The organism is Parasynechococcus sp., assembly GCF_042954245.1.
Lineage (GTDB): Bacteria > Cyanobacteriota > Cyanobacteriia > PCC-6307 > Cyanobiaceae > Parasynechococcus.
The window spans coordinates 1-22,118 of record NZ_JBGKDP010000233.1 but is presented as its reverse complement, the minus strand read 5'-3'; the positions used below and the strand labels follow the sequence as shown (position 1 = coordinate 22,118).

The following is a 22,118-nucleotide window of genomic DNA, read 5'->3' as shown; positions in this document are numbered from 1 at the left end:
TAGGCGTGGCCTTTGATTTCACACAAAAAGGTTGCTCTTCGGAACAGAATCTGATGTGATCCGGGCGACCTCATTAAGATCCTCGGGTTTAGCCCCTCATCTCGGCGTCTCTTTTGGTTTTCCCCCAGACAATGTTTGGACGAGGGCTTCAAACCTCCGAAGATTCAGGGACTGCGATCGAGCAGACCATGGAGCGGCTACCCCATGGGACGCGGCGTCTGGCAGCTGAACTCAAATCTCCACTGCCTGTTCAGATGCTCTGGGATGTGCTGACGGATTACGAGAACCTGTCCCGCTTCATTCCCAACCTCAGCACCAGTGAGCTGATTCAGCGCCAGGGGCAGACCGTACGCCTCCAACAGGTGGGCAGTCAGCAGCTTCTGGGACTTCGTTTCTCGGCCCAGGTTCAGTTGGAACTGACGGAATACCGCCAGGACGGACTGCTGCAGTTCCGCATGGTGAAAGGGGATTTCCGACGCTTTGAAGGGTCGTGGCAGATCCGTCAGCGTCCCGATGGCAGCTCACTGCTTTATGAGCTGACGGTTCAAGGCTGTCTTGGCATGCCGATCGGCCTCATCGAGGACCGGCTGCGGGACGATCTCTCCAGCAACCTCAACGCCGTTGTGCAGGAAGCACATCGCAGAAACAGCTGAAAGAGAAACTCGGTTGGCCGTCTGACCTCAGCCCAGGTTCAGTTGGGGCTGATCGAATAGCAAGTGAGCAGCGATTTCAAAGCTCCTTCAACAATCTGGGACCTGAAAAGCGTCTCAAAACGATTGAATTGGTACTCGATTCATCATCAAAACGGGTCTGGTGATTACGTCATACCCCCAAGGGGATTCGAACCCCTGTCGCCTCCGTGAAAGGGAGGTGTCCTAGGCCTCTAGACGATGGGGGCGAGGCCGTAATCAGCGAGCAGTCTGTGCTCCTGATCACTTGTGGACACTAGGGCTTGGTCGGACCCTCCGTCAAGACAGCTTGACCCCATTCGACACCTTGTCCTTGCCAGATCGGCACCGTGAAGGTGAAGCAGGCACCTTCGCCAGGGTCCGAAACCACCCAGATCTTGCCGCCGTGCACTTCGACGATGCGTCGACAAACCGACAGCCCCACGCCGTAGCCGGTGGTTTGGTCGGAGGTTTGCGGCAGCCGCACCCGATCCAGGAAAATCCGCTGCTGTTCCGTTTCCGGAATGCCCGGGCCACTGTCACAAACGCTCACCTCCACCCGTTGGCTGGTGCGGTGCAGCATCGTGAGCGAGATGTGCCCGCCGTCGTTGGTGTATTTCAGGGCGTTTTCCAGGAGATTCAGCAGGACTTGGCGCATGCGGCGCTGATCGGCGAAGACCTTGGGCAGGTCAGCGGGAATGTCGGTTTTGATTTCGACGTTGCGACCCAGCCACAATTTTTCGAGCTCGAGGATCACTTCGGCTGAAACGCTGGCCAGGTCAAGCCGCTGTGGGTTGAACAGGGTTTCCCACCGGGTGGTTCCCACTTCCAGCAAATCCTTCGACAGCGCCTCCATCTCTTGCAGGCGGCGGGTGATCACGTCCTGAAAGCGATCCATATCGATCTGGCCCAGCTTCTGGCTTTGCAGGGCCAAGGCCGCTGCCGTGAGTGGGGTGCGCAGTTCATGGGCCACCATGCGCAACAGCCGTTCCTGAGCGCTGACGCGATCGATCAGCGTTTCGTTCTCCTGGCGTAGCACCAGCAGCTGATCCTCCAGCTGGAGTTCTTTTTGGGTGCGACTGCCATCGAGTTCGGTCGGCCTGAGGCTGAGGCCAAGGCCGCTCACCACCCCATCCTGTTTCCAGCGGGGCACCCATCCTTTGAGTTGCTGAAGGATGTTGCTTCCCGCGAACACCTGCTTCGGGTTCGGCGATAGTTTGATCAACGCAGGCGTTACCACGAGGCGATGCAGCTCAAGTAGTTCAGGTTGCTGGGAGGGATCGGCAACCTGCAGGGTGACTTTGAACCCCAGGTCTTCCCGTTCCAGGAACTGCACCAGGGAACGGAGGTCCTGACCCGACAGGTGATGTCGAGCCGCCACCAGCAACAGCTCCAGCGTTTGCCGTGTCTTGGGAGCGTCCTTGACCACGCGGACTGCAAGACAGCAAAAACCGAGGCTCACCTTATGGGTTTTTGACTGCACCGCTAGCAGCGCTAAGACGAACAGGAATACTCCGTTGCGTCATTGACGCGGTCCATGTCGCTTTTTTCCGCGCAAAACCGTGTTCCTCTGACCGTTCCCAGCGGAGTGGCTGCCCAGCCTTCGATTCAGGTGGATAGCAACCTACGCCGCTGGTTCAGCCGCAATTTGGGGTTGTGGCGTTCCCGGCGGCAATACACCTTCAGTGACGACCAGGTTCTCCACTTGGATATGAACCTGAAGATGGAGGCGTTCACACACCCCGAGGCGGGTGAGAGCCGCTACCGCTTCAGCTGGTGGTCTGATCAGGAAGATCAGCATTCCGACGAATTCTTTGCCCGCAAGCCTTGGTTTGAGCGCAGTGGCGTGATGGAAGCCACGTTGTGGGGCCATCAACTCCAAAGAAGTCGCGGTTACCTCACGGGAGACCCGGTGCGCACCCGGCTGCGTCAGGTGGATGAGCACGAAACTATCCTCGAATCCCACCACCAGCAGTGGGACATTCTCGAGCACATTCGCCTTGTCGATCAGGACCGCTACCGCTACCGCGCCATCTACAGTTGGGAGAACGGTGATCTCTCGATCGTTGAGCACCATCACGAGATTCGAATGTCCGATCCCCTGCCGCTGATCGAGGACGACTGAACGGCGCCGTTGTGCTGATGGCCCAGTTCAACAACCGCGCCTGAGCTCCGGCCAGCCTCGGCATGGGCGGTAAATTGCGAAAAATTGACGCTGCCGGGAACCAAGGTGATTCGTCGTTCATTGGCTGCCGTAGCTCTCTCGCTGGCTGCCCCCTTGCTGTCACCCGCAACGGCCCTGGCTCAGGCCTCCAAGGACAACCCCACTCCTGCCACAGCCACAGAGGTCAACACCTACGGTGTGATGTCGATTGCCACTTTCTGTGAGGCAAGGGCGCAGAAGATCGATTTCAGCAAGTCTTTGGCCGTGGCTCTCGCCGGTCACCTGCATGTGATCTACGGCAAGCACGGTGGTTTGCTTCCCGGCACTAAAGCCCCCTTGCCTGAGAAGCAATTTCTCAATAATGCAGGATTCATGATTGTTGGCGGTGCGCTGAAGTTCTGCCCTAAATCAGTCCCCGCAGCAGAAAAAACACGCTTTGAAAAAGCTGCTGCCTCGTTGAAGCCCGCCAAAAAATAATTTCTCTTCAGTCTTCATTCTTTTTAACGTCTGGCCGATCAGGTCAGACGTTTTTTTGTTCATATGTTCTGTCGTCTTCTGCTGTTTGAAAGCTGGCTTCTTGGCAGAAGTGTCTTGGCTGAAACGTCTCGGTTTTGAGGTTCGTCCGTCAGGATCATTCGGTGCTCGTGTCGTTAGGCCATGACTGCTGCTGCTTCGATTCGTCTGGCGGACTACACGCCATGGGCTTTTGAACTCCCCGCCATCGCCCTGGACGTGAACATCCAGGATGACCATGTCGTCGTTGCGTCCAGGCTCAGCCTTGAACCGCGTCTGCCCGGTGAGCTGTTGGTACTGTGCGGCGTTGATCTGGCTATCGAATCCCTGGCGATCGACCAGACGCCGTTGCAGCCTGAGGATTACAGCTTTACCGACGGACGTCTCACCATCCCCAACGTGCCGGGCCAGCCGTTTGTGCTCGAGACCTGTTGCCGTCTGGACCCCTACTCCAATAGCTCGCTCGAAGGCTTGTATGCCAGTGGTGGTCTGCTGAGCACCCAGTGCGAGGCTGAAGGATTCCGGCGCATCAGCCTTCACCCCGATCGTCCGGATGTGCTGAGCCGATGGCAGGTGCGGATTGAGGCCAGCCGCAGCAGCTGCCCTGTACTGCTGAGCAATGGCAATGCGGTTCAGGAGGAATCCGTTGGTGCTAATCGTCATGCGGTCACTTGGGATGACCCTTTCCCCAAGCCCTCCTATTTGTTCGCCCTGGTGGCCGGAGACCTCAGGGAGATTCGTGATCACTACACAACGGCGTCGGACCGGCAGGTCACCCTGCGCTTGCATGTGAAGGAAGGGGATGAACCCTTCACGGCCCATGCCATGGCCTCGTTGAAACGATCCATGCAGTGGGACGAATCGGTTTACAATCTTGAATACGACCTTGATGAATACAACATCGTTGCCGTCCGTCACTTCAACATGGGCGCGATGGAGAACAAGAGTCTGAATATTTTCAACTCAAAGCTTGTTTTGGCTGATGCGGAAACAGCCACCGATGCCGAACTGGAACGCATCGAAAGTGTGATTGCCCATGAATACTTTCACAACTGGAGCGGAAATCGCATCACCTGTAGGGATTGGTTCCAGCTGTCGCTTAAAGAAGGCCTGACGGTGTTCCGTGATCAATGCTTCACCGCAGATCTGCATTCGGAAGCGGTGAAGCGCATTGAGGATGTTGCGATGTTGCGCAACACTCAATTCCGTGAGGACGCTGGTCCCACGGCGCACCCGGTGAAGCCAGTGGAATACCAGGCGATCGATAACTTCTACACAACAACCATCTATGAAAAAGGTGCGGAATTGATCCGCATGCTGCGCACCCTGCTGGGACCCGAGCGGTTTATGAAGGGAATGGAGGTTTACGTGCAACGTTTCGATGGCACGGCCGCCACGACGGAAGACTTTATTCAGGCGATCGCCGATGGCGCCACCAGCCAGGGCGAGCCGCTTGGATTTGATCTGGAACGCTTCAAGCGCTGGTATCACCAGGCAGGAACTCCGGAACTCAGCATTGATCGGCAGTGGAACCCCGAATTGGGTCAGCTGACGGTCGACTTGTGCCAGGCGACGCCTCCGACGCCGGGGCAAGCGGACAAACTACCCCTGGTGCTGCCGGTTGCTATGGCCCTGGTGGGTGAGCAAGGCCGTGTTGGTGAAGAGCAGCTGCTGGTGATGGAGGCTGAGCGCGCCAGCATCACCCTGCAGGGCCAGCCCGGCGACACCCCCCCTGCCCTGTCAGTGCTGCGTCGCTTCTCGGCGCCGGTGCACGTGCGTCTGGAGCAGCCGCTGGAGGAGTGCCTGCAGCTGTTGGCTTCCGACGATGACTCTTTCTGCCGCTGGGATGCGGCCCAGCGCCTGGCACGTCAGGTGTTGTTCGCGCGGGCTGAAAAACAGCCGAAGCCTGCGGTGGAAGCGGCATTGATTCAGGCCCTCGATCAGCGGATCTGCGCCTACGACGGTGGTGATGGCATGGACCTGGCGGTGCTGCTGGCGCTGCCGGGTATGGCGGAACTGGAGGCGTTGCAATCCCCGGTGGATCCGCTGGCGCTGGATCAAGCCTTCCGGGCGTGGACCCAGGAGATAGGCGTTCAATTGCAGTCGTCCCTGCGCCGACTCCTGGAGCTGGCCCGGGCTGACTGGACCTTGGCTTGGCCGACTGGCCAGGGCGGCCGTGCCCTGACGGCCTTGGCCTGGCGCTGGCTTGCCGCGGCGGGCGATTCCACGGTTCAAGCGGAAGCTTTGGCGGCGGTTTCTGGACCCTCGATGACCCTGGCGCGGGGAGCCCTGCGGGCCTTACTGCCGCAGGAGAGCGCTGAGCGTGAGCAGGCGATGGCGCTGTTCTACGACCGTTGGCAAGACAAGTCTGTGATCCTGGACGCCTGGTTTGCGATAGAGGCATCAGCTCCCAGGTCCAACGCGTTGGAGCGGGTTCAACAACTTTGGGAGCACCCGCGCTTCGATCCCCTGGCGCCCAATTCCCTGCGCGCTGTTCTCGGTGGGTTTACCGCCAATGTTCAGGCGTTTCATGCCACCGATGGCAGTGGTTACCGGTTCATGGCGGAGCAGATTGCAGCGGTCGATTCCCGCAATCCGATCACTGCGTCACGGATGGCCAAGGTGTTCAGCCGCTGCAGCAGTTACGGCCCCGAGCGCCAAATGGTCATGCGTCAGGCCATCGACCAGTTGGACGCCAAGCCCTTGTCGGCGAACACGGCCGAGGTGGTGAAGCTGCTCACGATATGACCACCACCAGTACGATGATCGCGATCAGCAGGATCACCAGCCAGCATTTTGTGTTGCTGCGCCGGCTGGTGCGCGGTGTAGACCGCACGGCTCGGATTCCGGCCGCAAGGCCACAGTTCTGACAGACCAACCGACCGGCCATGGATCGGTCGGCACGAAACCGGCGGCTTCCGCAGTTCTGGCAGACGGTGACGGCCAAAATCTTTCCATTAGCGTTTCACCAGCTTGCCTGGCGTCAGTGAGTCAGGCAGACAGTCATCGCGTCAGTCAGTCCCGTTCCCAGCCGTCGCAGCCGGCTGTGGAGCGTTGGCGCTTGGTGCGCCGGTAGCTCTCGTTCTGTTGGGCCAGCAATGATTAACCGGTTGATCGCCATGGCGTTGCCCAGGCAATTCAGCACCTGATCGATCAAGCGGCACTGATCAAATTCGGCGCGCTCTGCAGACGGGATCCCCAATAAGACCAGGGTCCAACACGCAGCACGCCAGCTTTTCATCAATCATCTCAGGGGCTGTAGGGATGGTGCACTGATGGCGGCTGCTGGCTCCCAAATCAATGCTTTTGCAGCGTGTGTCGGTGATCGTTGCCCCTGTCAGGATCACCCGCATCGCCTCGGCGGTGGCGGATTGCTCAGAAGGCCCTTGGGCTCTGGCTCGCTTGCCGCCCGCCAGAGCCGTGGACCCCAAAAGCAGGCTGGCCATAAACAGAGCCACACGTCGCAATTTTTAGCACCCGATGGGAGTGCTTCTCCCTTCGGTTTACACAGAACGCGTCCAGGTGACAGCCGTGCTGCGTTCAGCAGCCACCGCGGCACCAGCGTTGGCGCTGCGGCCTCGGTTCAGCGTTGGCTTCACTGGCTGTACTCCGTCCAGGGAGTGGAGGTGGCGGCAACAACGCAGCGGGCTGAACGGGAAGAAGTCGCGATCCCCATGCGGCATCAAAGGGAACCACCACGATGGGGATCGGTTCCGCACTCTTTGCCGGCCAGGCCAAAGCGCTGGACGCGATCAGGGCTGTGATCAGAAGTCTCATCGCGCCATTTTTGCCGATCCTGCGGTGTCATGCCGGCTACGTTGTCAGGGCCCAAGCTCAACGCCTTCTCAGGCTTTGGAGTAGGAGACGTCGCGATAGGTTCAGAGCAACGGAATTGCGAACGGATTTGATTTGCTCAGCGCGATAGCTTTTCCCCATGTATTTCAGTTGGATTGTTGGCCTCACAGATACTGCTTCTGTCTTTGCATATTTGTTGCCCAAGAAGTGAGTTCCACCGAGTGAATAGGGAGGCATAAAAACTTTTTGAGTTCTACGTCGTCGTAAAAAAGCCGCAAGGTTCAGCTTGATGCCTTTTTCTTTAGCCATTGTTAAGGCTGCGTCAGCTTAATACAAGTTCTGTTCTCTGCGCCTGATACTGACAGCGAAAAGAGGTTAATGCGAGTTATGGGATGTTGTATTAGCTATTGCGAAACGAGTGAAATATTTTGTTGGTTTTCCCATGCTGTTGAACTTTCCTTGATTGATTCTCTCAGACTTGAGGCTTGGAGCGTTCCTCTGTTTGCGCTTTGTTGCAGCGTTGGCATGCAGAAATTCTGTCTTTGTGGTGTTCCGGTAGCGTCAGCCGGAATGGATCCACGTCAAATTCATAGCCACAGGAACAGCGGGCATGGAACTTCAGTTTTTTGGCTTTCTTGAGTCGCTTTAAAAGGGTGATGTTGCCAAAAACCTGCTCTGGCTTGAATCGCTCAAGCTTAGTGCGTTCTTCGGGGGCATGCTTGACCCGCGCTTTGTGCAGCGCGTTGTGCACAGAATTTTCACTGCCTTTGCCCAGGATTTTAGGGATCTGGAGGATCGAGCGCCCTTCCTGCAGATACAGACGTTTGATCTCCTCGATCTCAGCACTTGTGAAGCCAGATTTCTTGCCCACCTTCTCCCTTTTTTTGATTTGAGTCTCTCAGGCGGTGCGCAAGCGCCATCCACGTTCTCGGAGGCGAAATGTCAGCCTGTCGGGATGATTCCACTGAAACCACTGCTGCAACGGCTGGCCGGAGTTGCCGGCATGGAGAGCGGCTGCAAGCGCCTTGTTGTTGTTCTGGGTCAGCTGGGGGATTTCGATTCAATCGAGTACGCCCAGGCGCTGGTGCCAATGCTTCCCCAGTTGGCGGCGGTTGGGGTCAAGATTCAGCTGTTCGGCATCGGCAACGCCGCCAGTGCCGAGCGCTTCGCCGCTTTCACCGGGTTTCCCCTGCAGCAGCTGATCGCCGATCCATCACCGGTGTTGCATCAGTCCCTGGGGTTGGAGGCCGGCTTGAAGCTTCCCGGTGGGCCATGGCCTGTTTTTTTGCTGATGTGCGTCGGCGTGGGCTCGCCGGGCACCCTGCGCGAGGTGCTGCGCGGCTATACCGGGGATCGCTCGGCTGCCCAGATCTTTGACGACGAGGAGTGGGTTGAAGCGTTTCCTCTGCCACGCTTCCGGGGTGCTCTGTTTCGCCAGGCCGGTGGTGCGGGCTTCCAGCGACCGTTTGAGCTCGCCACCAAGCGTCTGCGCAACATGAACGAAGTGCTCAGCAACTGGCGCACCTACGTGCCTTGTGACGACTACATCACCCAGCGAGGCGCCACCGTGCTGCTCGATGCCGATGACAGCGTCATCTACTGCCACCGCGATCAAAGCCTGCTCGGCTACTCAGCTACCATGGAACGTCCCCTGGCGTTTCTTGACGCGGTCCTGTCTGAGGGCTGAGCTCAACCGGCGGAGGGCTCGCGATACACCGCAAGAGCCGCCACCAAGCCGCCGATGAACCCTGCGCTGTGGCCGATCCAGCTGACGCCGGCGGGTGAAACGCCGGGGATCAAGGCGATCAGGGCTGAGCCGTAGAGCCAGAACGCCACCAGGCCCAGCACGATGGACAAGATGCGACGTTCCAACCAGCCGATCAGCAGCAGGTAGCCCAGCAGTCCGTAAACCACGCTCGAGAGTCCATGGCTGCGGGCCGGCCAGAACAGGGCCACCGGAATGTTGATCAGCAGCACCGACAGCCAGACGCTCAGGTAATCGCGCATCCCCCGGCTGAGCACTAGCCAGCTCAGGGGCAGAAACGCCAAGCTGTTGGAAATCAGATGCCCGAAGCCGGCATGGCTGAATGGCGCTGTGATGCCCCCCCACCACGGTTGATCCGGGCCCATCGGCAGGTTCCACTGCCCCGCAAAGATCAGTTGGTCGATCAGCTCCTGCCCCCAGGCCAACGCCAGGATCAGCAGGGGAAGCAGCAGTCGAACGCGCATCGTCTTGCACCAATGACCACAACAATGACGCGGATGCTGGGCGGATGATCAGAAGCGACGTAGACGTTCTGGTGATCGGCAGCGGCATCGGTGGACTGTGTTCCGCAGGTTTGTGTGCCCGCGCCGGCCGCGAGGTGCTGGTGCTGGAAGCCCATCATCAACCCGGTGGGGCCGCCCATGGCTTTCAACGCCAGGGTTATCACTTTGAATCCGGTCCATCCCTCTGGAGTGGCTTGGGGCGTTGGCCCAGCAGCAATCCCCTGGCCCAGGTGCTGCGCGCGTTGGGGCAAACCGTGGAGGTGATTCCCTATCGCACCTGGGATATGCTGTTGCCGGAAGGGGATCTACGCATCGCCGTTGGGCACGACGATTTTGAGGCTGTGGTGCGCAGCCTGCGCTCCCCCGAGGCGGCCGCTTAATGGCGGCGTTTTGTGGAGGCGCTCCAGCCGATTGTCGCCGCTGCCGATGCTTTGCCCTTGCTGGCCCTGCGGCCTGGGGTTGATGGCATGGCGCAACTGCTGAAGCGTGGGGGGCGCCTGTTGCCGCACCTTGCGGCGATGCGTCACCTCTCCGGTTCCTTTGGGCCCCTGGTGGATCGTTACCTCAGCGATCCCTTCCTGCGCCATTGGGTAGATCTGCTCTCCTTTTTGATCAGCGGCATGCCGATGGGAGACACCAATGCTGCAGCTATGGCCACGCTGTTCGGCGAATGGTTCGAACCGGAAGCCCATCTCGACTACCCCGTTGGCGCCGAAGTGGCAGCGTCAGCGCCAGGCCACACCGGCCTGCAACGGCTTCCTGCATCTGTATCTGAGCTTTGATGCCTCTGGGCTGGAGGATCTACCGATCCACACCGTGTGGGTCGACGACTGGGAGCGTGGGTCGATGCCGAACACAATGCCGTGGTGTTGTCGATTCCGTCGGTGTTGGATCCCTCGATGGCACCGACCGGTCGCCATGTGCTGCATGCCTACACCCCGGCCAGCGAATCCTGGGAGTTCTGGGTTGATCTGGAGCGCGACAGTGCGACGTATCAGCAGAGAAAGCAGGAGCGATGCGCTGTGTTCTGGCGGGTGCTGGAACGCCGTATTCCCGATATCCGCGACCGCTGCGAGCTGATCATGGAGGGAACGCCGCTGACCCACAGCCATTTCCTCAATGTTCATCAAGGTAATTATGGCCCTGCCCTTTCAGCGGCGGAACGGCTCTTCCCTGGTGTGACGACGCCCCTCGCCAATTTCTGGCTTTGTGGTGCCAGCACCTTCCCCGGTATCGGCATCCCCCCTGTGGCGGCGAGTGGTGCCATGGCGGTCCATGCCGTCCTCGGCCGCGGAAGACGCAAAGTAGTCTGCTGCGGGAGCTGGAGCTTTGGAGCAGCTGCGTCATAACCTCATTTTGGAACGCTGACGCAGTCCATGACTTCCAACGCTCGGATCGATTCGCTGCAGCTGATGCTCACGGATCTGCGCATGCGCAACGAGCCGATCCGTCACAAAGCGGCGTTTCGTGGCTGCCAACCGGAATTTCAGGCGTTGGTGAGTCGTTTGATCGAGCAGCTGGAGGGGGAACTTCTGGACGAGAAGCAGCGCTCCCGTGAAGCCTTACGTCGGGCCTGATCCTGAGAGCAGGTCGCGCCACTGAGCCTCCTGACTTGGCGGCCTCCGTTGTGCCCTCCTGAGGGAAGCCGCTGAGGAAGTCCTTGTCTTAAGCGGGCTGATAGGGCCCCTGTTTCAGCTCGAAAATCACGCTATCGGCCTCCAGAGCCACCAGGGTGTGGAATTGATCTTCTGCCACCTCAATGCCATGGGTGGGGCTATTGGCGCTGAGATGAAGCAGCTACTGGATATCGCCCTGACTGTTGAACAGCAGCAGCCCGATGGCGCCCTGCAGCACCAGGAAGCATTCGAAGCCTGTGCCGGAACCGTTACGCTGGTGGCGGTAGGGCGGCATATGGGTGCCGCCCTACAGGACGTTGAGGAAGTGCTGAGCTGAATTCTGTTCCCTGTGGAAATTGTGGTTCAGGCGCAGGCGGAAGTGCTGCCGGGCTTCGGCGACAACCTCGGCGAACAAATGACGATCGATTTTTTGATGTCTGGTGATAATTTCCTGGGGTTTTTGAAATTCTGTCTTGGGCACGCTGACGCTTGGTCTGCGTTTGGGTTTGTTTCAGCTCAGCCTGGGGATTCTTGGTGTTCTGATCCTGGGCCTGTTGAACTGTCTGTTGATTCATGACATCCAGGTCCCAGCGGTGCTGGCGGCCTTGGCCGTTGGTGGTCAGCAGTTGATGGGGTTCATCCACGCCTAGTTCGGCCATCGTTCCGATCGCATCCCCCTCAGCCCCGGCTGCGGCGCACGCCCTTCATCGTGATCAGCTCCTTGGTGCCCTGTTGTTCGGTATGGCCTGCCAGCTGGTGCTGCAGTAGGCGACCAGCATGGAGGCCTCTGGCGGTGAGCTGAATGCGCCGCTGATGGGCCTGTTGATTCTTGCTTTCGTGGGGATCGGCACCGCGATTGCCGCTGGCGGTACGGCGTTTTCAGCCCTGATCGCGGATCGCACCACGGAAGCTGAACGGGCGCGGGTGTTGTCGGCGGCGTGGGGGATGGGTTTTCTGGGGGTTTTGCTGGGAGTGTTCTGGTGAATCAGGTGTTCGGCAGTGCCTGTGGGTCCGATGCCAGCCAAACATCGGTGCTGGCTGGGTTGGAGCGTCTGTCGGTGGTGACGCCACTGCTGTTGCTGGGGCTTGGGGTGGTGTCGGTTTTCGGCGTGGAGCGCCGCATCACAGGCTTGAAGACGCCTGTGAAGTCGGAAGCCCCCGATGTTCCCCAGCGGTTGGCCTTGCCCCAGTTGCTGTTGCAGCTGCGGTTCATCCCCCAGTCCGGACGCTTCCTTGGGGTGCTGTGCCTATTCACTTTCAGCATGTCACTCAACGATGCGGTGTTGAAGCCCTATGGCGCCGCCGTCTTTGGCATGAGTGTTTGTCCCACCACATCACTGAATGTGTTGATCCCCCTGGGCTTCTCTGCTGGCCCGGGTGGGTGCGGTGCTGGCTGCGTTGGCGTTGCTGTTGATGCTTGAGCAGTCCATCCCCCTGCTGCGCATTGCAGTGGCCTTATTTGGCCTGTCGCTGGGGGTGTGCATGAATGCCTGCCTCACCTTGATGTTCAGCTTTGTGCAACCCGGCAGCACCGGCTTTCTGCTTGGTGTTTGGGGCGCGGGCTATTCCTATTCCTGCGGCCTGGCCACCATCAGTGGCGGCGGGCTGTTTTCCTTGCTCAAAGCCTGGAACGGTGGTGATTTGTTCGCGGCTTATGGCGGCGTGTTTGCCCTGCAGATGGTTTGTTCCCTTGGTTCCGCGTTGATGACGCGCTGTTTGGATGTGGTGGGTTTCCTCAACACGGTTAAAACCCGCTTTACAGATGCCATGGACATGGCGGTGGATTGAATCTTGGCTGGAGCTCCGGATCCACTAGAACCGGGTTTTCTCAATTGCAGTGAATGGAAGCGCTGCAGATCGTCTGGTTCAAGCGTGATCTGCGCATCGTTGATCACCGGCCTTTGGTGGTGCGCGCCGGTGATGTGGTGCAGGCGCTGGAGCGGGACCGGCGTCAGTTCGGCATCGATGGGCTATGGAGCTACGAGGAAACCGGCAACAGCTGGACGTATCAGCGCGACAAACGCGCCGGATGCGCAGCCGCAATGGCTGGGCTAAACGCTGGAAGGTTCAGATGACGAAGCCCATCACACCAGCGCCGGATGTGTTGCAACGCCTGGAGGGCATTGATCCTCGTATGATCCCAGAGCGCCCCTGTTAAGACCTGCTTTCGGATGCGTGTCCGCAGCGTCAGATCGGTGGGCGTTCGATCGGCCTGAGGGAGTTGAGCGACTTTCCGCATCACCGTGCCCAGCGCTATCAACGGGCGATCTCGAGCCCCAACACCGCCTTCACCGGTTGTTCTCGGCTTTCGACGTATCGCACCTGGGGTTGTCTCTCGATGCGGGAGGTGTTGCAGACCAGCCGTACCAACAACGGCCGCTGCGTCAGCAGCTTTGAATCACGGCTGCACTGGCACTGCCATCTTATTCAGAAGCTGGAGGATCAGCCGGCGATTGAATTCGGCGATTTCCATCCCTTCATACGGGGCATTCGCGAGGCGGATGTCGAGCGTTTGACAGCCGGTCGCACTGGTGTTCCCTTTGTGGATGCCAGCATGCGCGCCTTGCGGGCCCATGGCTGGATCAGCTTCCACATGCGGGCGATGTTGATGTCCTTCGCCAGCTATAAGCTTTGGCTTCCCTGGAGGGACAATAGCCTGCATCTGGCCCTCCAGTTTGTTGATTACGAACCGGGGATTCACTGGAACCAGTGCCAGATGCAGTCGGGCAGAACCTCGATCAACACGATTCGGATTTACAACCCGATCAAGCAGGGCATGGGCCACGATCCCCAGGGGGCTGTTCATCCGTCAGTGGTGCCCTGAACCCAAGGATGTGCCTACGATTTACATTCATGAGCCCTGGATGCTGGGTGGTTGCATGCCACCACCGATTGTTGATGTCACCGCATCGATGCAGGACGCCAAAGATCGCATCTGGGAGATTCGTCGATTGGCCGGTTTTGATCGCCATGCCGATGCGATTCAGCGCAAGCATGGCTCCCGTAAGGCGGGGTTGAAGCCGGTGGGGGCACGCCGCCGCTGGCGCAAACCCCAGCCACCCGACAACGGCAGCAAGTAGCTCAGTCTCGGTCTTTAGTTGCGCTGCAGCAACAGCCGTTTGATCACCCGTTGGGCGATGTCGCCGTAGCCCATCTCCCCGGAGAGAATCTGAGCAATCCGCCGTGGTGCGGTGGGCCGCTTGATCCCCAACTGATACCCCACACCGGGGAAGCGATAGAACACCTGCGCAATGCGCCGACCCCAGGCCATCGACTCACCCCAGCGCTCCCGCATGCTGCGGCTGTAGCCCCGCAGATTTCGACTGTCGCCATTGAGCCATTGCGCCAGATGTCGAGCCGCCTCGCAGCCACTCATCAGGGCGGGGCGTAGCCCTTCCGCCAAAAAGGGGTCGCACAGCGATGCTGCATCGCCCACCACCACAATGCCGTCGCCATCAAGACGGTGATGGCCGTTCCACACCCTCAGTTGCCCCCGTTGACGGATCCCGGCATCGGCGGCGAAGCCCAGATCCGGCAACAGCTGAGCCAGCACCTGCTCCGGGTCGGCATCCTGCTTGCCGATGAAGCTGCCCACACCGATGTTCACACCACCTGCGAGGGGAAAGGCCCAGGCAAAGCCCTGTTTCACTAGGCCGAATTCAAAGCGTGTGGTGCCATCGCTGAGATTTCCCTGGCCCTCGAGCCTCACCGACATGGTGGTGGCCATCTGGGGTTGTTTCGCTCCCAGGCCGAGCCGTTGGGGCCAAGGGGACCCCGAACCATCGGCGATCACCATGGCCCGCCCCTGCCAATGGCGTCCATCGGTTGCCGTCACTTGCCAGACATCTCCATGGCGACGGATGCCATTGACCTCAACGCCTGAAAGACGTTCAGCCCCAGCCTGAATGGCCTGATCTGAGAGCAGTTGATCCAGCGTTTCGCGGCGCACGATCCAGAACGGTGCATCCCCTGGCAACTCGGCCACCACCGGATCTTCCAGGCACCAACTGAAATCCACCTGACGGATCACCTGCTCCACCGCTGGCTCCAAGGAAAAGGGAAACCACTGCTGAACTGAGGCCGCCATGCCACCACCGCAGGGTTTGATCCGCGGCTCGGCGTCGCGCTCAATCGTCAGAATGTCATGGCCCGCTAATGCGAGATGCACCGCTGCGGCACCTCCCGCGGCCCCGGACCCGACGATCAGAACATCGCGGGTCCGATCCACTCCGTTGCTCACACTTTGAGGATGTCGGCTTCCTTGGTGGCCAGGTGCTTCTCGAGTTCACCAATGAACTTGTCGAGCGTTTTCTGAACGCCGTCCTGTTCATCGCGGCTCTGGTCTTCGGAGAAGTCGCCCTCCTTTTCCTGCTTCTTGATCTTGTCGATCGCGTCGCGGCGCAGGTTGCGCAGTGCCACCTTGCCTTCCTCGGCGTACTTCGACGCCAATTTGCAGAACTCCTTGCGGCGTTCCTCGGTGAGGGGCGGCACGTTGATGCGAATGATTTTGCCGTCGTTGTTGGGGGTGAAGCCCAGCTCACTCATTGCGATCGCTTTTTCGATAGAGGCCAGGGCGCTGATGTCGAACGGTTGGATCTGGATTGTCTGGGAGTCCGGGGTCGATAGGGTGGCCAGCGACTTCAGCGGTGTGTCAGTGCCGTAGTACTCCACGATGATGCGGTCCAGCAGGGAGGAATTGGCCCGGCCAGTACGGATCGTGTTGAAGTTGCGCTGGGTGGCCTCTACCGACTTGCGCATGCTGGCTTCGAGGTCCTGGGTCGACATGGTTGCTAGGGGAGGAGGCGTGCGTACTGGGAGGTGTTGTTAGGCGGGGTCGCCGATGCGGGAGCCGATCGGTTCCCCGGCCACGGCTCTACCGATGTTGTCAGGTTCAAACAGGTTGAAAACAACAATCGGGATGTTGTTGTCTTTGCAGAGGGCGATGGCGGTGCTGTCCATTACCCCTAACTCGCCGCTGAGTACATCCTGATAGCTGAGCTGAGCGTGCTTCACCGCATCGGCGTGCTGAGCCGGGTCCTTGTCGTAGACCCCATCCACCTTGGTTGCTTTGAACACCACATCGGCATTGATCTCTGCGGCCCGGAGGGCAGCGGTGGTGTCGGTGGTGAAGAAAGGGTCTCCGCAACCGGCGCCGAACACCACCACCCGGTTTTTTTCCAGGTGCCGAATGGCTTTACGGCGGATGTAGGGCTCCGCCACTTCCTGCATGGCGATGGCGGTCTGCACCCGGGTGGGAACGCCGGCTCTCTCGAGCCCGTCCTGGAGGGTGATGGCGTTCATCACCGTGGCCAACATGCCGACGTAGTCAGCTGTGGCTCGTTCCATTCCCGCGGCAGAACCCTTAAGGCCGCGAAAGATGTTGCCGCCACCCACGACGATCGCCAGTTGGGTGCCATTGGCCACCACCTTGGCCACGTCGGAGGCAATCGACTGAACAATGGCGGGGTCGATGCCATAGCCCTGAGATCCCATCAGAGCTTCGCCGCTGAGTTTCAGCAGGACGCGTGTGTAGGTCATCTACAGTCCAGATCCTTTTGACAGTAGCAAGCACTGGCACAAGCCTCTGATCGCCGCTTGGATGGGGAAACCGCGGCTGTTTGATGCCAGAGACCGATGCCACCCAAAGCGGTGTGATGGCCCGTCTCACGCTTTCAGCCCTGGAACGGGCCAGTCAGGATCCGGACTGTTGGCGTGAGCCTGTGGTGCACCGCGCTCTGCTGGTGAGTGGGCTCTCGGTGCTTACCGCGGCCACCCGTCATCTGCAGGACGATCTCGAGGCGGCTGAAGCTGCCTAAGGCTGGGTTGTTCAACTCTTAAAACTCGATGCCCGCTTGGGCCTTTACCCCCTGTTCGCGAAAGGGGTGGTGCACCAGGGTCATCTCCGTCACCAGATCGGCCCGCTCCACCAGCTCGGCTGGGGCGCCTCGGCCGGTCACCGCCACGTGGGTTAGCTCCGGTCGCTCGTTCAATCCGGCGATCACCGTACCGGCCTCGATGTAGCCCAGTTTCAAGGCCACATTCAGCTCGTCAAGCAGCACCAATTTCACCCTGGCATCGCGCAGGTAGCTCAGGGCCGTCTGCCAGGCCGCCTCCACCAGTTGTTGATCCCGATCTCGGTTCTGGGTTTCCCATGTGAAGCCTTCCCCCAGGGCATGCCAGCTCACCTGCTCACCGAAGGCCTGCAGTGCCCGTGCTTCGCCGGGCTCCCAGCCCCCCTTGATGAATTGAACAATCGCCACACGCTCGCTATGGCCAAGGGTGCGAAGCACTAGCCCAAGCCCGGCGGTTGTTTTGCCCTTGCCCTGGCCGGTGAACACCAGCACCAGCCCCTTCTCTTTATTGCGTTCCTCCACCCGTTGCTTTTGTACCTGTTGGCGCCGCTCCATCCGTTTGCGATAACCGGCGTCGTCTGTTTCGGGGGCGAGCTTGCCCCCCATGCCCAGCTCTGCGACGGATTGATCGAGGTCGTTCGTGCTCATGGAAGAAGGGGCGTTGTTGGTTCTATCGAGGCCGTGTGGCAGTGATGCGTTGCAGGGCCCGTCCCGCCAGCAGCTCCTGGCTCACGCTGCTGAACCCGAGTTGCTCCAGCTGGGAAGGGAGGTCGTCCTCCAGCATGGCGGTGGCGGTGTCGGTTTCAAACAGGGCACAAAACAGTTGTTGGGGAAGCTTCAGCCAAGCTCCGGCTGAATGCAGATCCACAAGCACCAACCAGCCGCCTGGTTTAAGCAGCCGCAGGGCACTGCGCAGCACCCGTTCTCGATCGTTGCGGGGAAATTCGTGCAGGGCCACGCTCAGCTGAATGGCACTGAAGCTGGCATCGGCCAGCGGCGGATCTTCGGCCAGTCCCTCCACCCGCTCCAGAGTGGGGTGGCGTTGGGCGGCGACATCCAGGGCGCGGGGGGAGACATCGAGCCCCGTCACGGCGTAGCCCGCCGCCAGCCAGGGGGCCGCTGCTTCGCCACTGCCGCAGCAGAGATCCAGTACCGCTGCGCCGGGCTTGAGATGGGGCTGCAACGCCTCGAGCCCGAGGCCCCGCAGGCGCTCCACCCCACCCACACTCAGCGATGACACCGCTGTAACCACATCGTAAATCCAGCGGTAGCGGTAGGCCAGTGGCCTCAGAAACGGCGTCATCGTTGATGTGCAAAAAAAGGGCAGACAGGTTGTTGTCAGGCCGGTTGCCGGGCCAGAGCTGCATCCACCGCCTGCTGCTGGTCACGCCGGGTGATCCAGTGGTGATAGGTGCGGGTGTGGATCGTCACTGAGTGGCCCATCATCCTGGCGGCGACGGTGTCCGGCAGGCCGACGTGAATGGTGCGCACCGCCCAGGCGTGGCGCAGGTCGTAGGGGGTGATCGGTAGGTCGTAGCGGCGGAACTGCTCACTCACTCGCCGTCCCACCTGCTGCAAGGTGGTGCGACGCAGATCGGTCTGGATCGCCGGCAGAGCGGCCGGGTTCTCTGCCAGCTCCTGCAACCCGAAGCGCTCGACCCAGTCAGGGTGGAAAGGCCAGCTCTGGTGCTCACCGGTTTTGGTGGTCGGTAGCACCCGCAACACCTGATCCCCACCCTGTGCCAGGGAGGAGCAATCGCAGAAGAACACCTCGTGGTTGCGCAGGCCGTAAGTGGCCATCAGGGCAAAGGCCATGCGCCACTGTGGATTGGGGATGCGGCCTGCGGCCTCCAGGATCTGCGGATCGGTGGGCAGCTGGCGGAAGCGGGCCCGGTGTAGGCCGTAGCCGCCGGCCTCCTGGCGCCAGTCCTCCGGCAAGGGCAGCTCCAGGTGCCGGGCCAGGGCGGCGAGGGCCGTGGCGCACTGCTGTCGGCTGCGGCTGCCGTCGTCGTAACTGGTCAGCGTCTGCATCAGCAGGGCTGGCTCAAGCGGCTGATTACCGCACTGACGCGCCAGTCGCCTGAGGTAGGGCAAATAAGCACTGGTCCAGGTGGTGCGACTGCTCGCTGGGGAACGGCGTCGACGCGGGTCGGCAAAAAATGCAGCTTCGAAGGCTTCGATGGCGGTCTGGATACTGATCGAGCGCCCTTGGGGCGTGGCTGCCGATGTGGGGGCCGACCAGAGCATCCAATCAAAACTGCGCTGCTTCAATTGCAGCTGCACCAGGGCGGCAGTGCTGAGGGCTTGATCCAGTCCGGCTGGATCGGCCATCAGCCCCAGGCTGATTCGTTGCAATCCGTTCCGGCTCGGATCCCCGCGCAACGGCAGAGACCCCCGCAGGTTCAGGCGTCGTCCCCGCTGTTCGATGCGCAGGCGTGACCCCCGTGCCGCCAGCTGCGCATTGGCGGTCTCCAGCGCACTTTTGAGCTCCATAAATGTGTCGTTGGAACCAAGGATCGCGTCCATGGCGGCTACGCTCAACCCCCGAAAACCGTTCTGATCGGTATGTCTCGCGTCGGTGTCGTCCTGCTGAATCTGGGTGGCCCGGAGCGTATCCAGGACGTTGGACCGTTTCTGTACAACCTATTCGCCGATCCGGAGATCATTCGGCTACCCAACCCGGCGCTACAGAAACCGCTGGCTTGGTTAATCAGCACCCTGCGCAGTGGCAAGTCGCAGGAGGCCTATCGCTCCATCGGTGGCGGATCACCGCTGCGACGAATCACCGAGCAGCAGGCCCGAGAACTTCAGAGCTTGCTGCGTCAGCGCGGCATCGATGCCACCAGCTACGTGGCCATGCGCTACTGGCACCCCTTCACCGAATCCGCAGTGGCGGACATCAAGGCCGACGGCATGGATGAGGTGGTGGTGCTTCCCCTCTACCCCCATTTCTCGATCAGCACGAGTGGATCCAGTTTCCGCGAGCTGCAGCGCCTGCGTCAGGCGGATCCCGCGTTTGAAAAGTTGCCGATTCGCTGTATCCGCAGCTGGTTTGACCATCCGGGCTATGTGAAGGCCATGGCCGAGCTGATCGCTGCAGAGGTCCGCAACAGCGACGACCCCACGAAGGCCCATGTCTTCTTCAGTGCCCACGGTGTTCCGAAGAGCTACGTCGAAGAAGCTGGCGACCCCTATCAAAAAGAGATCGAAACCTGCACCGGTTTGATCATGAAGGAGCTGGCCGTTCAGATGGGCCACGACAACCCCTTCACCCTGGCCTACCAAAGCCGTGTGGGCCCGGTGGAGTGGCTCAAGCCATACACCGAGGAGGCCCTTGAGGAATTGGGCCAAGCGAAGACCAACGATCTGGTGGTGGTGCCGATCAGCTTCGTCAGCGAACACATTGAGACGCTTGAGGAAATCGACATCGAATACCGGGAGTTGGCCACCGAAGCCGGTGTGGTGAACTTCCGCCGGGTGCGCGCTCTCGATACCTACGCCCCCTTTATCGAAGGCTTGGCGGATCTCGTGGCCACCAGCCTGCAGGGCCCTGAAGTGAGTCTCGATGCGGCGGCGGAGCTGCCTAACAAGGTGAAGCTCTATCCCCAGGAAAAGTGGGAATGGGGTTGGAACAACAGTTCTGAGGTCTGGAACGGCCGTCTGGCCATGGTCGGTTTTTCGGCCTTTTTGCTGGAGCTGATCAGTGGTCAAGGGCCGCTGCATGCGCTCGGATTGCTCTGATCCAGCCAGGGGCGCTTCGGGCCCTTAATCTTGAGGGTGATTGACCCGTCGCCTCTGTGACTCTCACCTCAGCGTCTTCGGCCGTCACTGTGCAGCAGGCCGGTCACGGAGGGCAGATAATGTCTGGGGCGGCAGCCCTGATGGATGCGTTGCGGCGCCATGGCGTCGACACGATTTTCGGCTACCCCGGCGGCGCGATTCTCCCGATCTACGACGCACTTCACATCGCTGAAAGAGAGGGTTGGGTGAAGCACATCCTGGTGCGGCATGAGCAGGCCGGCACCCACGCGGCTGATGCCTACGCCCGCGCCACTGGCAAGGTGGGCGTTTGTTTCGGCACATCTGGTCCCGGTGCCACCAACTTGGTGACTGGCATCGCCACCGCCCAGATGGATTCGGTGCCCATGGTGGTGATCACCGGCCAGGTGCCGCGTCCTGCGATTGGCACCGATGCCTTCCAGGAGACCGACATCTTCGGCATCACCCTGCCGATCGTGAAACATTCCTGGGTGGTGCGTGATCCGGCGGATCTCGCCTCTATCGTTGCCCAGGCTTTTCTGATTGCAGCCAGTGGTCGTCCGGGCCCTGTGCTGATTGACATCCCGAAGGATGTCGGCCAGGACATGTTCCACTATGTGCCGGTTGAACCAGGATCGATTGTTCCCAAAGGCTTCCGTAAGCCTCAGCCCCCCCGGGATGAACCGATCCTGTCGGCGCTTGAGCTGATCGCGGAGGCAGAGCGTCCTCTGCTTTATGTGGGCGGTGGTGCGATCTCAGCCGGTGCCCACGACAGCCTGCGGGTGATTGCCGAGCGCTACCAAATCCCCGTTACCACCACCTTGATGGGGAAGGGTGCCTTTGATGAAAACGACCCTCTCTCGGTGGGCATGCTCGGCATGCACGGCACGGCCTACGCCAACTTCGCCGTCACCGAATGCGATCTACTGATTGCTGTTGGCGCCCGTTTTGACGATCGGGTCACCGGAAAGCTAAACACCTTTGCCCCCTGGGCCCGGGTGATTCACTTTGAGATTGACCCGGCCGAAATCGGTAAGGCCCGCTGCCCTGACGTGGCGGTGCTGGGTGATCTGGGACTGAGTGTGGCGCGGTTGGTGGAGCTGAGCCTGCAGCAGCAAGTGCAACCCCGCACGGCCCCTTGGTTGGCGCGCGTCGCCGAGTGGAAACAGACCTATCCTCTCACCGTTCCTCCCACCGAAGGCCCCCTCTTCCCCCAAGAGGTTCTGCTGGCCGTGCGCGAGTTGGCCCCAAATGCCATCATCACCACGGATGTGGGCCAGCATCAGATGTGGGCTGCCCAGTATCTGCGCAACGGGCCCCGGGGCTGGATCAGTAGTGCCGGTCTCGGCACCATGGGCTTTGGCATGCCGGCTGCGATGGGCGCCCAGGTGGCTTGCCCCGATCGTCAGGTGGTGTGCATCGCGGGTGATGCCAGCATCCTGATGAACATTCAAGAGCTGGGAACCCTGGCGGCCTATGGCCT

Annotated in this window: 25 protein-coding genes, 1 tRNA gene and 2 pseudogenes; 17 read left to right on the top strand and 11 right to left on the bottom strand. The window is 60.4% G+C overall.

Features of this window, described 5'->3' with window-relative positions; genetic code table 11:
• Positions 1-131: 131 nt before the first annotated feature.
• Positions 132-653, top strand: coding sequence for an SRPBCC family protein (locus tag ACGVJ8_RS10940; RefSeq protein WP_392348040.1), 522 nt, complete (start codon positions 132-134; stop codon positions 651-653).
• A gap of 172 nt (positions 654-825) precedes the next feature.
• Here the strand turns inward: ACGVJ8_RS10940 and ACGVJ8_RS10935 are convergent.
• Positions 826-898: transfer RNA gene (locus ACGVJ8_RS10935), tRNA-Glu, on the bottom strand.
• Positions 899-945: 47 nt separating this feature from the next.
• Positions 946-2,097, bottom strand: coding sequence for a histidine kinase (locus ACGVJ8_RS10930; RefSeq protein WP_392348038.1), 1,152 nt, complete (start codon positions 2,095-2,097; stop codon positions 946-948).
• Between the two features lie 108 nt (positions 2,098-2,205).
• Between ACGVJ8_RS10930 and ACGVJ8_RS10925 the strand changes: the two genes are divergently transcribed.
• From ACGVJ8_RS10925 to ACGVJ8_RS10910, 4 genes are all read left to right on the top strand, one after another.
• Positions 2,206-2,793, top strand: a complete 588-nt coding sequence (locus ACGVJ8_RS10925) for a hypothetical protein (RefSeq protein ID WP_392348036.1) — start codon at positions 2,206-2,208, stop codon at positions 2,791-2,793.
• 105 nt (positions 2,794-2,898) lie between these two features.
• A complete protein-coding gene (locus ACGVJ8_RS10920) occupies positions 2,899-3,309 on the top strand; it encodes a cAMP phosphodiesterase (protein ID WP_392348034.1) in 411 nt (136 codons plus the stop codon).
• Between the two features lie 180 nt (positions 3,310-3,489).
• Positions 3,490-6,093, top strand: a complete 2,604-nt coding sequence (pepN, locus tag ACGVJ8_RS10915) for an aminopeptidase N (protein WP_392348032.1) — start codon at positions 3,490-3,492, stop codon at positions 6,091-6,093.
• A complete protein-coding gene (locus tag ACGVJ8_RS10910) occupies positions 6,090-6,215 on the top strand; it encodes a hypothetical protein (RefSeq protein WP_392348030.1) in 126 nt (41 codons plus the stop codon). Before pepN ends, ACGVJ8_RS10910 begins: the two co-directional genes overlap by 4 nt.
• A 670-nt stretch (positions 6,216-6,885) precedes the next feature.
• Here the strand turns inward: ACGVJ8_RS10910 and ACGVJ8_RS10905 are convergent.
• Both ACGVJ8_RS10905 and ACGVJ8_RS10900 read right to left on the bottom strand, forming a co-directional pair.
• Positions 6,886-7,122, bottom strand: a complete 237-nt coding sequence (locus tag ACGVJ8_RS10905; RefSeq protein ID WP_392348028.1) for a hypothetical protein — start codon at positions 7,120-7,122, stop codon at positions 6,886-6,888.
• A gap of 490 nt (positions 7,123-7,612) precedes the next feature.
• Positions 7,613-8,011: a hypothetical protein gene (locus ACGVJ8_RS10900; protein WP_392348026.1), complete on the bottom strand. Its 399-nt coding sequence runs from the start codon at positions 8,009-8,011 to the stop codon at positions 7,613-7,615.
• An 84-nt stretch (positions 8,012-8,095) separates the two neighbouring features.
• On the opposite strand from ACGVJ8_RS10900, the gene ACGVJ8_RS10895 reads away from it, so the two are divergent.
• On the top strand, positions 8,096-8,827 hold the full coding sequence (locus tag ACGVJ8_RS10895) for a peroxiredoxin-like family protein (RefSeq protein ID WP_392348024.1): 732 nt from the start codon (positions 8,096-8,098) through the stop codon (positions 8,825-8,827).
• Positions 8,828-8,829: 2 nt separating this feature from the next.
• On the opposite strand, the gene ACGVJ8_RS10890 is transcribed toward ACGVJ8_RS10895, so the two are convergent.
• The gene (locus ACGVJ8_RS10890; protein ID WP_392348022.1) at positions 8,830-9,369 is read right to left on the bottom strand and encodes a rhomboid family intramembrane serine protease; all 540 of its coding nucleotides are present in this window, start codon (positions 9,367-9,369) and stop codon (positions 8,830-8,832) included.
• Between the two features lie 44 nt (positions 9,370-9,413).
• Between ACGVJ8_RS10890 and ACGVJ8_RS10885 the strand changes: the two are divergent.
• The 8 genes and pseudogenes from ACGVJ8_RS10885 to ACGVJ8_RS10850 all read left to right on the top strand — a co-directional run.
• Positions 9,414-10,738 (top strand): annotated as a pseudogene (locus ACGVJ8_RS10885) (phytoene desaturase family protein); the annotation flags it as partial.
• 46 nt (positions 10,739-10,784) lie between these two features.
• Positions 10,785-10,985 (top strand): hypothetical protein, encoded by a 201-nt coding sequence (locus ACGVJ8_RS10880; protein WP_392348020.1) that lies wholly within the window; start codon positions 10,785-10,787, stop codon positions 10,983-10,985.
• Between the two features lie 187 nt (positions 10,986-11,172).
• Entirely contained in the window at positions 11,173-11,361 is a 189-nt protein-coding gene (locus ACGVJ8_RS10875; protein WP_392348018.1) for a hypothetical protein, read from the top strand.
• A gap of 136 nt (positions 11,362-11,497) precedes the next feature.
• Positions 11,498-11,674: a hypothetical protein gene (locus tag ACGVJ8_RS10870; RefSeq protein ID WP_392348016.1), complete on the top strand. Its 177-nt coding sequence runs from the start codon at positions 11,498-11,500 to the stop codon at positions 11,672-11,674.
• Positions 11,675-11,801: 127 nt separating this feature from the next.
• Positions 11,802-12,008: a PucC family protein gene (locus ACGVJ8_RS10865; protein ID WP_392348014.1), complete on the top strand. Its 207-nt coding sequence runs from the start codon at positions 11,802-11,804 to the stop codon at positions 12,006-12,008.
• Entirely contained in the window at positions 12,005-12,445 is a 441-nt protein-coding gene (locus tag ACGVJ8_RS10860; RefSeq protein ID WP_392348012.1) for a PucC family protein, read from the top strand. The genes ACGVJ8_RS10865 and ACGVJ8_RS10860 overlap by 4 nt, the downstream gene beginning before the upstream one ends.
• Entirely contained in the window at positions 12,411-12,812 is a 402-nt protein-coding gene (locus ACGVJ8_RS10855; RefSeq protein WP_392348010.1) for a PucC family protein, read from the top strand. Before ACGVJ8_RS10860 ends, ACGVJ8_RS10855 begins: the two co-directional genes overlap by 35 nt.
• Positions 12,813-12,865: 53 nt before the next feature.
• Positions 12,866-14,104: pseudogene (locus tag ACGVJ8_RS10850) on the top strand (FAD-binding domain-containing protein).
• 14 nt (positions 14,105-14,118) lie between these two features.
• On the opposite strand, the gene ACGVJ8_RS10845 reads toward ACGVJ8_RS10850, so the two are convergent.
• The 3 genes from ACGVJ8_RS10845 to pyrH are packed head-to-tail and all read right to left on the bottom strand — an operon-like array spanning position 14,119 to position 16,562.
• Positions 14,119-15,252 carry an NAD(P)/FAD-dependent oxidoreductase gene (locus tag ACGVJ8_RS10845; protein WP_392348008.1) on the bottom strand — a complete coding sequence of 378 codons (1,134 nt, stop codon included), beginning with the start codon at positions 15,250-15,252 and terminating at the stop codon, positions 14,119-14,121.
• An 8-nt stretch (positions 15,253-15,260) separates the two neighbouring features.
• Positions 15,261-15,809 (bottom strand): ribosome recycling factor, encoded by a 549-nt coding sequence (gene frr, locus ACGVJ8_RS10840; RefSeq protein ID WP_392348006.1) that lies wholly within the window; start codon positions 15,807-15,809, stop codon positions 15,261-15,263.
• A gap of 39 nt (positions 15,810-15,848) precedes the next feature.
• Positions 15,849-16,562, bottom strand: a complete 714-nt coding sequence (gene pyrH / locus ACGVJ8_RS10835) for a UMP kinase (RefSeq protein WP_392348003.1) — start codon at positions 16,560-16,562, stop codon at positions 15,849-15,851.
• An 83-nt stretch (positions 16,563-16,645) separates the two neighbouring features.
• Here pyrH and ACGVJ8_RS10830 point away from each other — a divergent pair, with 83 nt between their 5' ends.
• Positions 16,646-16,840, top strand: coding sequence for a hypothetical protein (locus ACGVJ8_RS10830; protein WP_114988539.1), 195 nt, complete (start codon positions 16,646-16,648; stop codon positions 16,838-16,840).
• 18 nt (positions 16,841-16,858) lie between these two features.
• Here ACGVJ8_RS10830 and cobO read toward each other — a convergent pair whose 3' ends face one another.
• From cobO to ACGVJ8_RS10815, 3 genes are read right to left on the bottom strand one after another with little or no spacing between them, the layout of a single operon-like run.
• Complete coding sequence (gene cobO / locus ACGVJ8_RS10825) at positions 16,859-17,524, bottom strand: cob(I)yrinic acid a,c-diamide adenosyltransferase (protein WP_392348001.1); 666 nt, start codon at positions 17,522-17,524, stop codon at positions 16,859-16,861.
• A gap of 22 nt (positions 17,525-17,546) precedes the next feature.
• Positions 17,547-18,179: a methyltransferase domain-containing protein gene (locus ACGVJ8_RS10820; protein WP_392347999.1), complete on the bottom strand. Its 633-nt coding sequence runs from the start codon at positions 18,177-18,179 to the stop codon at positions 17,547-17,549.
• A 35-nt stretch (positions 18,180-18,214) separates the two neighbouring features.
• Positions 18,215-19,369: a site-specific integrase gene (locus tag ACGVJ8_RS10815; protein ID WP_392348042.1), complete on the bottom strand. Its 1,155-nt coding sequence runs from the start codon at positions 19,367-19,369 to the stop codon at positions 18,215-18,217.
• 72 nt (positions 19,370-19,441) lie between these two features.
• On the opposite strand from ACGVJ8_RS10815, the gene hemH reads away from it, so the two are divergent.
• Both hemH and ilvB read left to right on the top strand, forming a co-directional pair.
• Positions 19,442-20,617, top strand: coding sequence for a ferrochelatase (gene hemH / locus ACGVJ8_RS10810; RefSeq protein ID WP_392347997.1), 1,176 nt, complete (start codon positions 19,442-19,444; stop codon positions 20,615-20,617).
• A gap of 56 nt (positions 20,618-20,673) precedes the next feature.
• On the top strand, positions 20,674-22,118 hold a 1,445-nt coding region (ilvB, locus tag ACGVJ8_RS10805; protein WP_392347995.1), incomplete at its 3' end, for a biosynthetic-type acetolactate synthase large subunit.

Bases quoted from the DNA above. Each gene is read 5' to 3' on its own strand.
- ACGVJ8_RS10940 (WP_392348040.1), top strand. From the start codon at position 132: ATGTTTGGACGAGGGCTTCAAACCTCCGAAGATTCAGGGACTGCGATC.
- ACGVJ8_RS10925 (WP_392348036.1), top strand. From the start codon at position 2,206: ATGTCGCTTTTTTCCGCGCAAAACCGTGTTCCTCTGACCGTTCCCAGC.
- pepN (WP_392348032.1), top strand. From the start codon at position 3,490: ATGACTGCTGCTGCTTCGATTCGTCTGGCGGACTACACGCCATGGGCT.
- ACGVJ8_RS10910 (WP_392348030.1), top strand. From the start codon at position 6,090: ATGACCACCACCAGTACGATGATCGCGATCAGCAGGATCACCAGCCAG.
- ACGVJ8_RS10905 (WP_392348028.1), bottom strand. From the start codon at position 7,122: ATGAGACTTCTGATCACAGCCCTGATCGCGTCCAGCGCTTTGGCCTGG.
- ACGVJ8_RS10895 (WP_392348024.1), top strand. From the start codon at position 8,096: ATGATTCCACTGAAACCACTGCTGCAACGGCTGGCCGGAGTTGCCGGC.
- ACGVJ8_RS10890 (WP_392348022.1), bottom strand. From the start codon at position 9,369: ATGCGCGTTCGACTGCTGCTTCCCCTGCTGATCCTGGCGTTGGCCTGG.
- ACGVJ8_RS10880 (WP_392348020.1), top strand. From the start codon at position 10,785: ATGACTTCCAACGCTCGGATCGATTCGCTGCAGCTGATGCTCACGGAT.
- ACGVJ8_RS10875 (WP_392348018.1), top strand. From the start codon at position 11,173: ATGGGTGGGGCTATTGGCGCTGAGATGAAGCAGCTACTGGATATCGCC.
- ACGVJ8_RS10865 (WP_392348014.1), top strand. From the start codon at position 11,802: ATGGAGGCCTCTGGCGGTGAGCTGAATGCGCCGCTGATGGGCCTGTTG.
- frr (WP_392348006.1), bottom strand. From the start codon at position 15,809: ATGTCGACCCAGGACCTCGAAGCCAGCATGCGCAAGTCGGTAGAGGCC.
- pyrH (WP_392348003.1), bottom strand. From the start codon at position 16,562: ATGACCTACACACGCGTCCTGCTGAAACTCAGCGGCGAAGCTCTGATG.
- ACGVJ8_RS10830 (WP_114988539.1), top strand. From the start codon at position 16,646: ATGCCAGAGACCGATGCCACCCAAAGCGGTGTGATGGCCCGTCTCACG.
- cobO (WP_392348001.1), bottom strand. From the start codon at position 17,524: ATGAGCACGAACGACCTCGATCAATCCGTCGCAGAGCTGGGCATGGGG.
- ACGVJ8_RS10820 (WP_392347999.1), bottom strand. From the start codon at position 18,179: ATGACGCCGTTTCTGAGGCCACTGGCCTACCGCTACCGCTGGATTTAC.
- ACGVJ8_RS10815 (WP_392348042.1), bottom strand. From the start codon at position 19,369: ATGGAGCTCAAAAGTGCGCTGGAGACCGCCAATGCGCAGCTGGCGGCA.
- hemH (WP_392347997.1), top strand. From the start codon at position 19,442: ATGTCTCGCGTCGGTGTCGTCCTGCTGAATCTGGGTGGCCCGGAGCGT.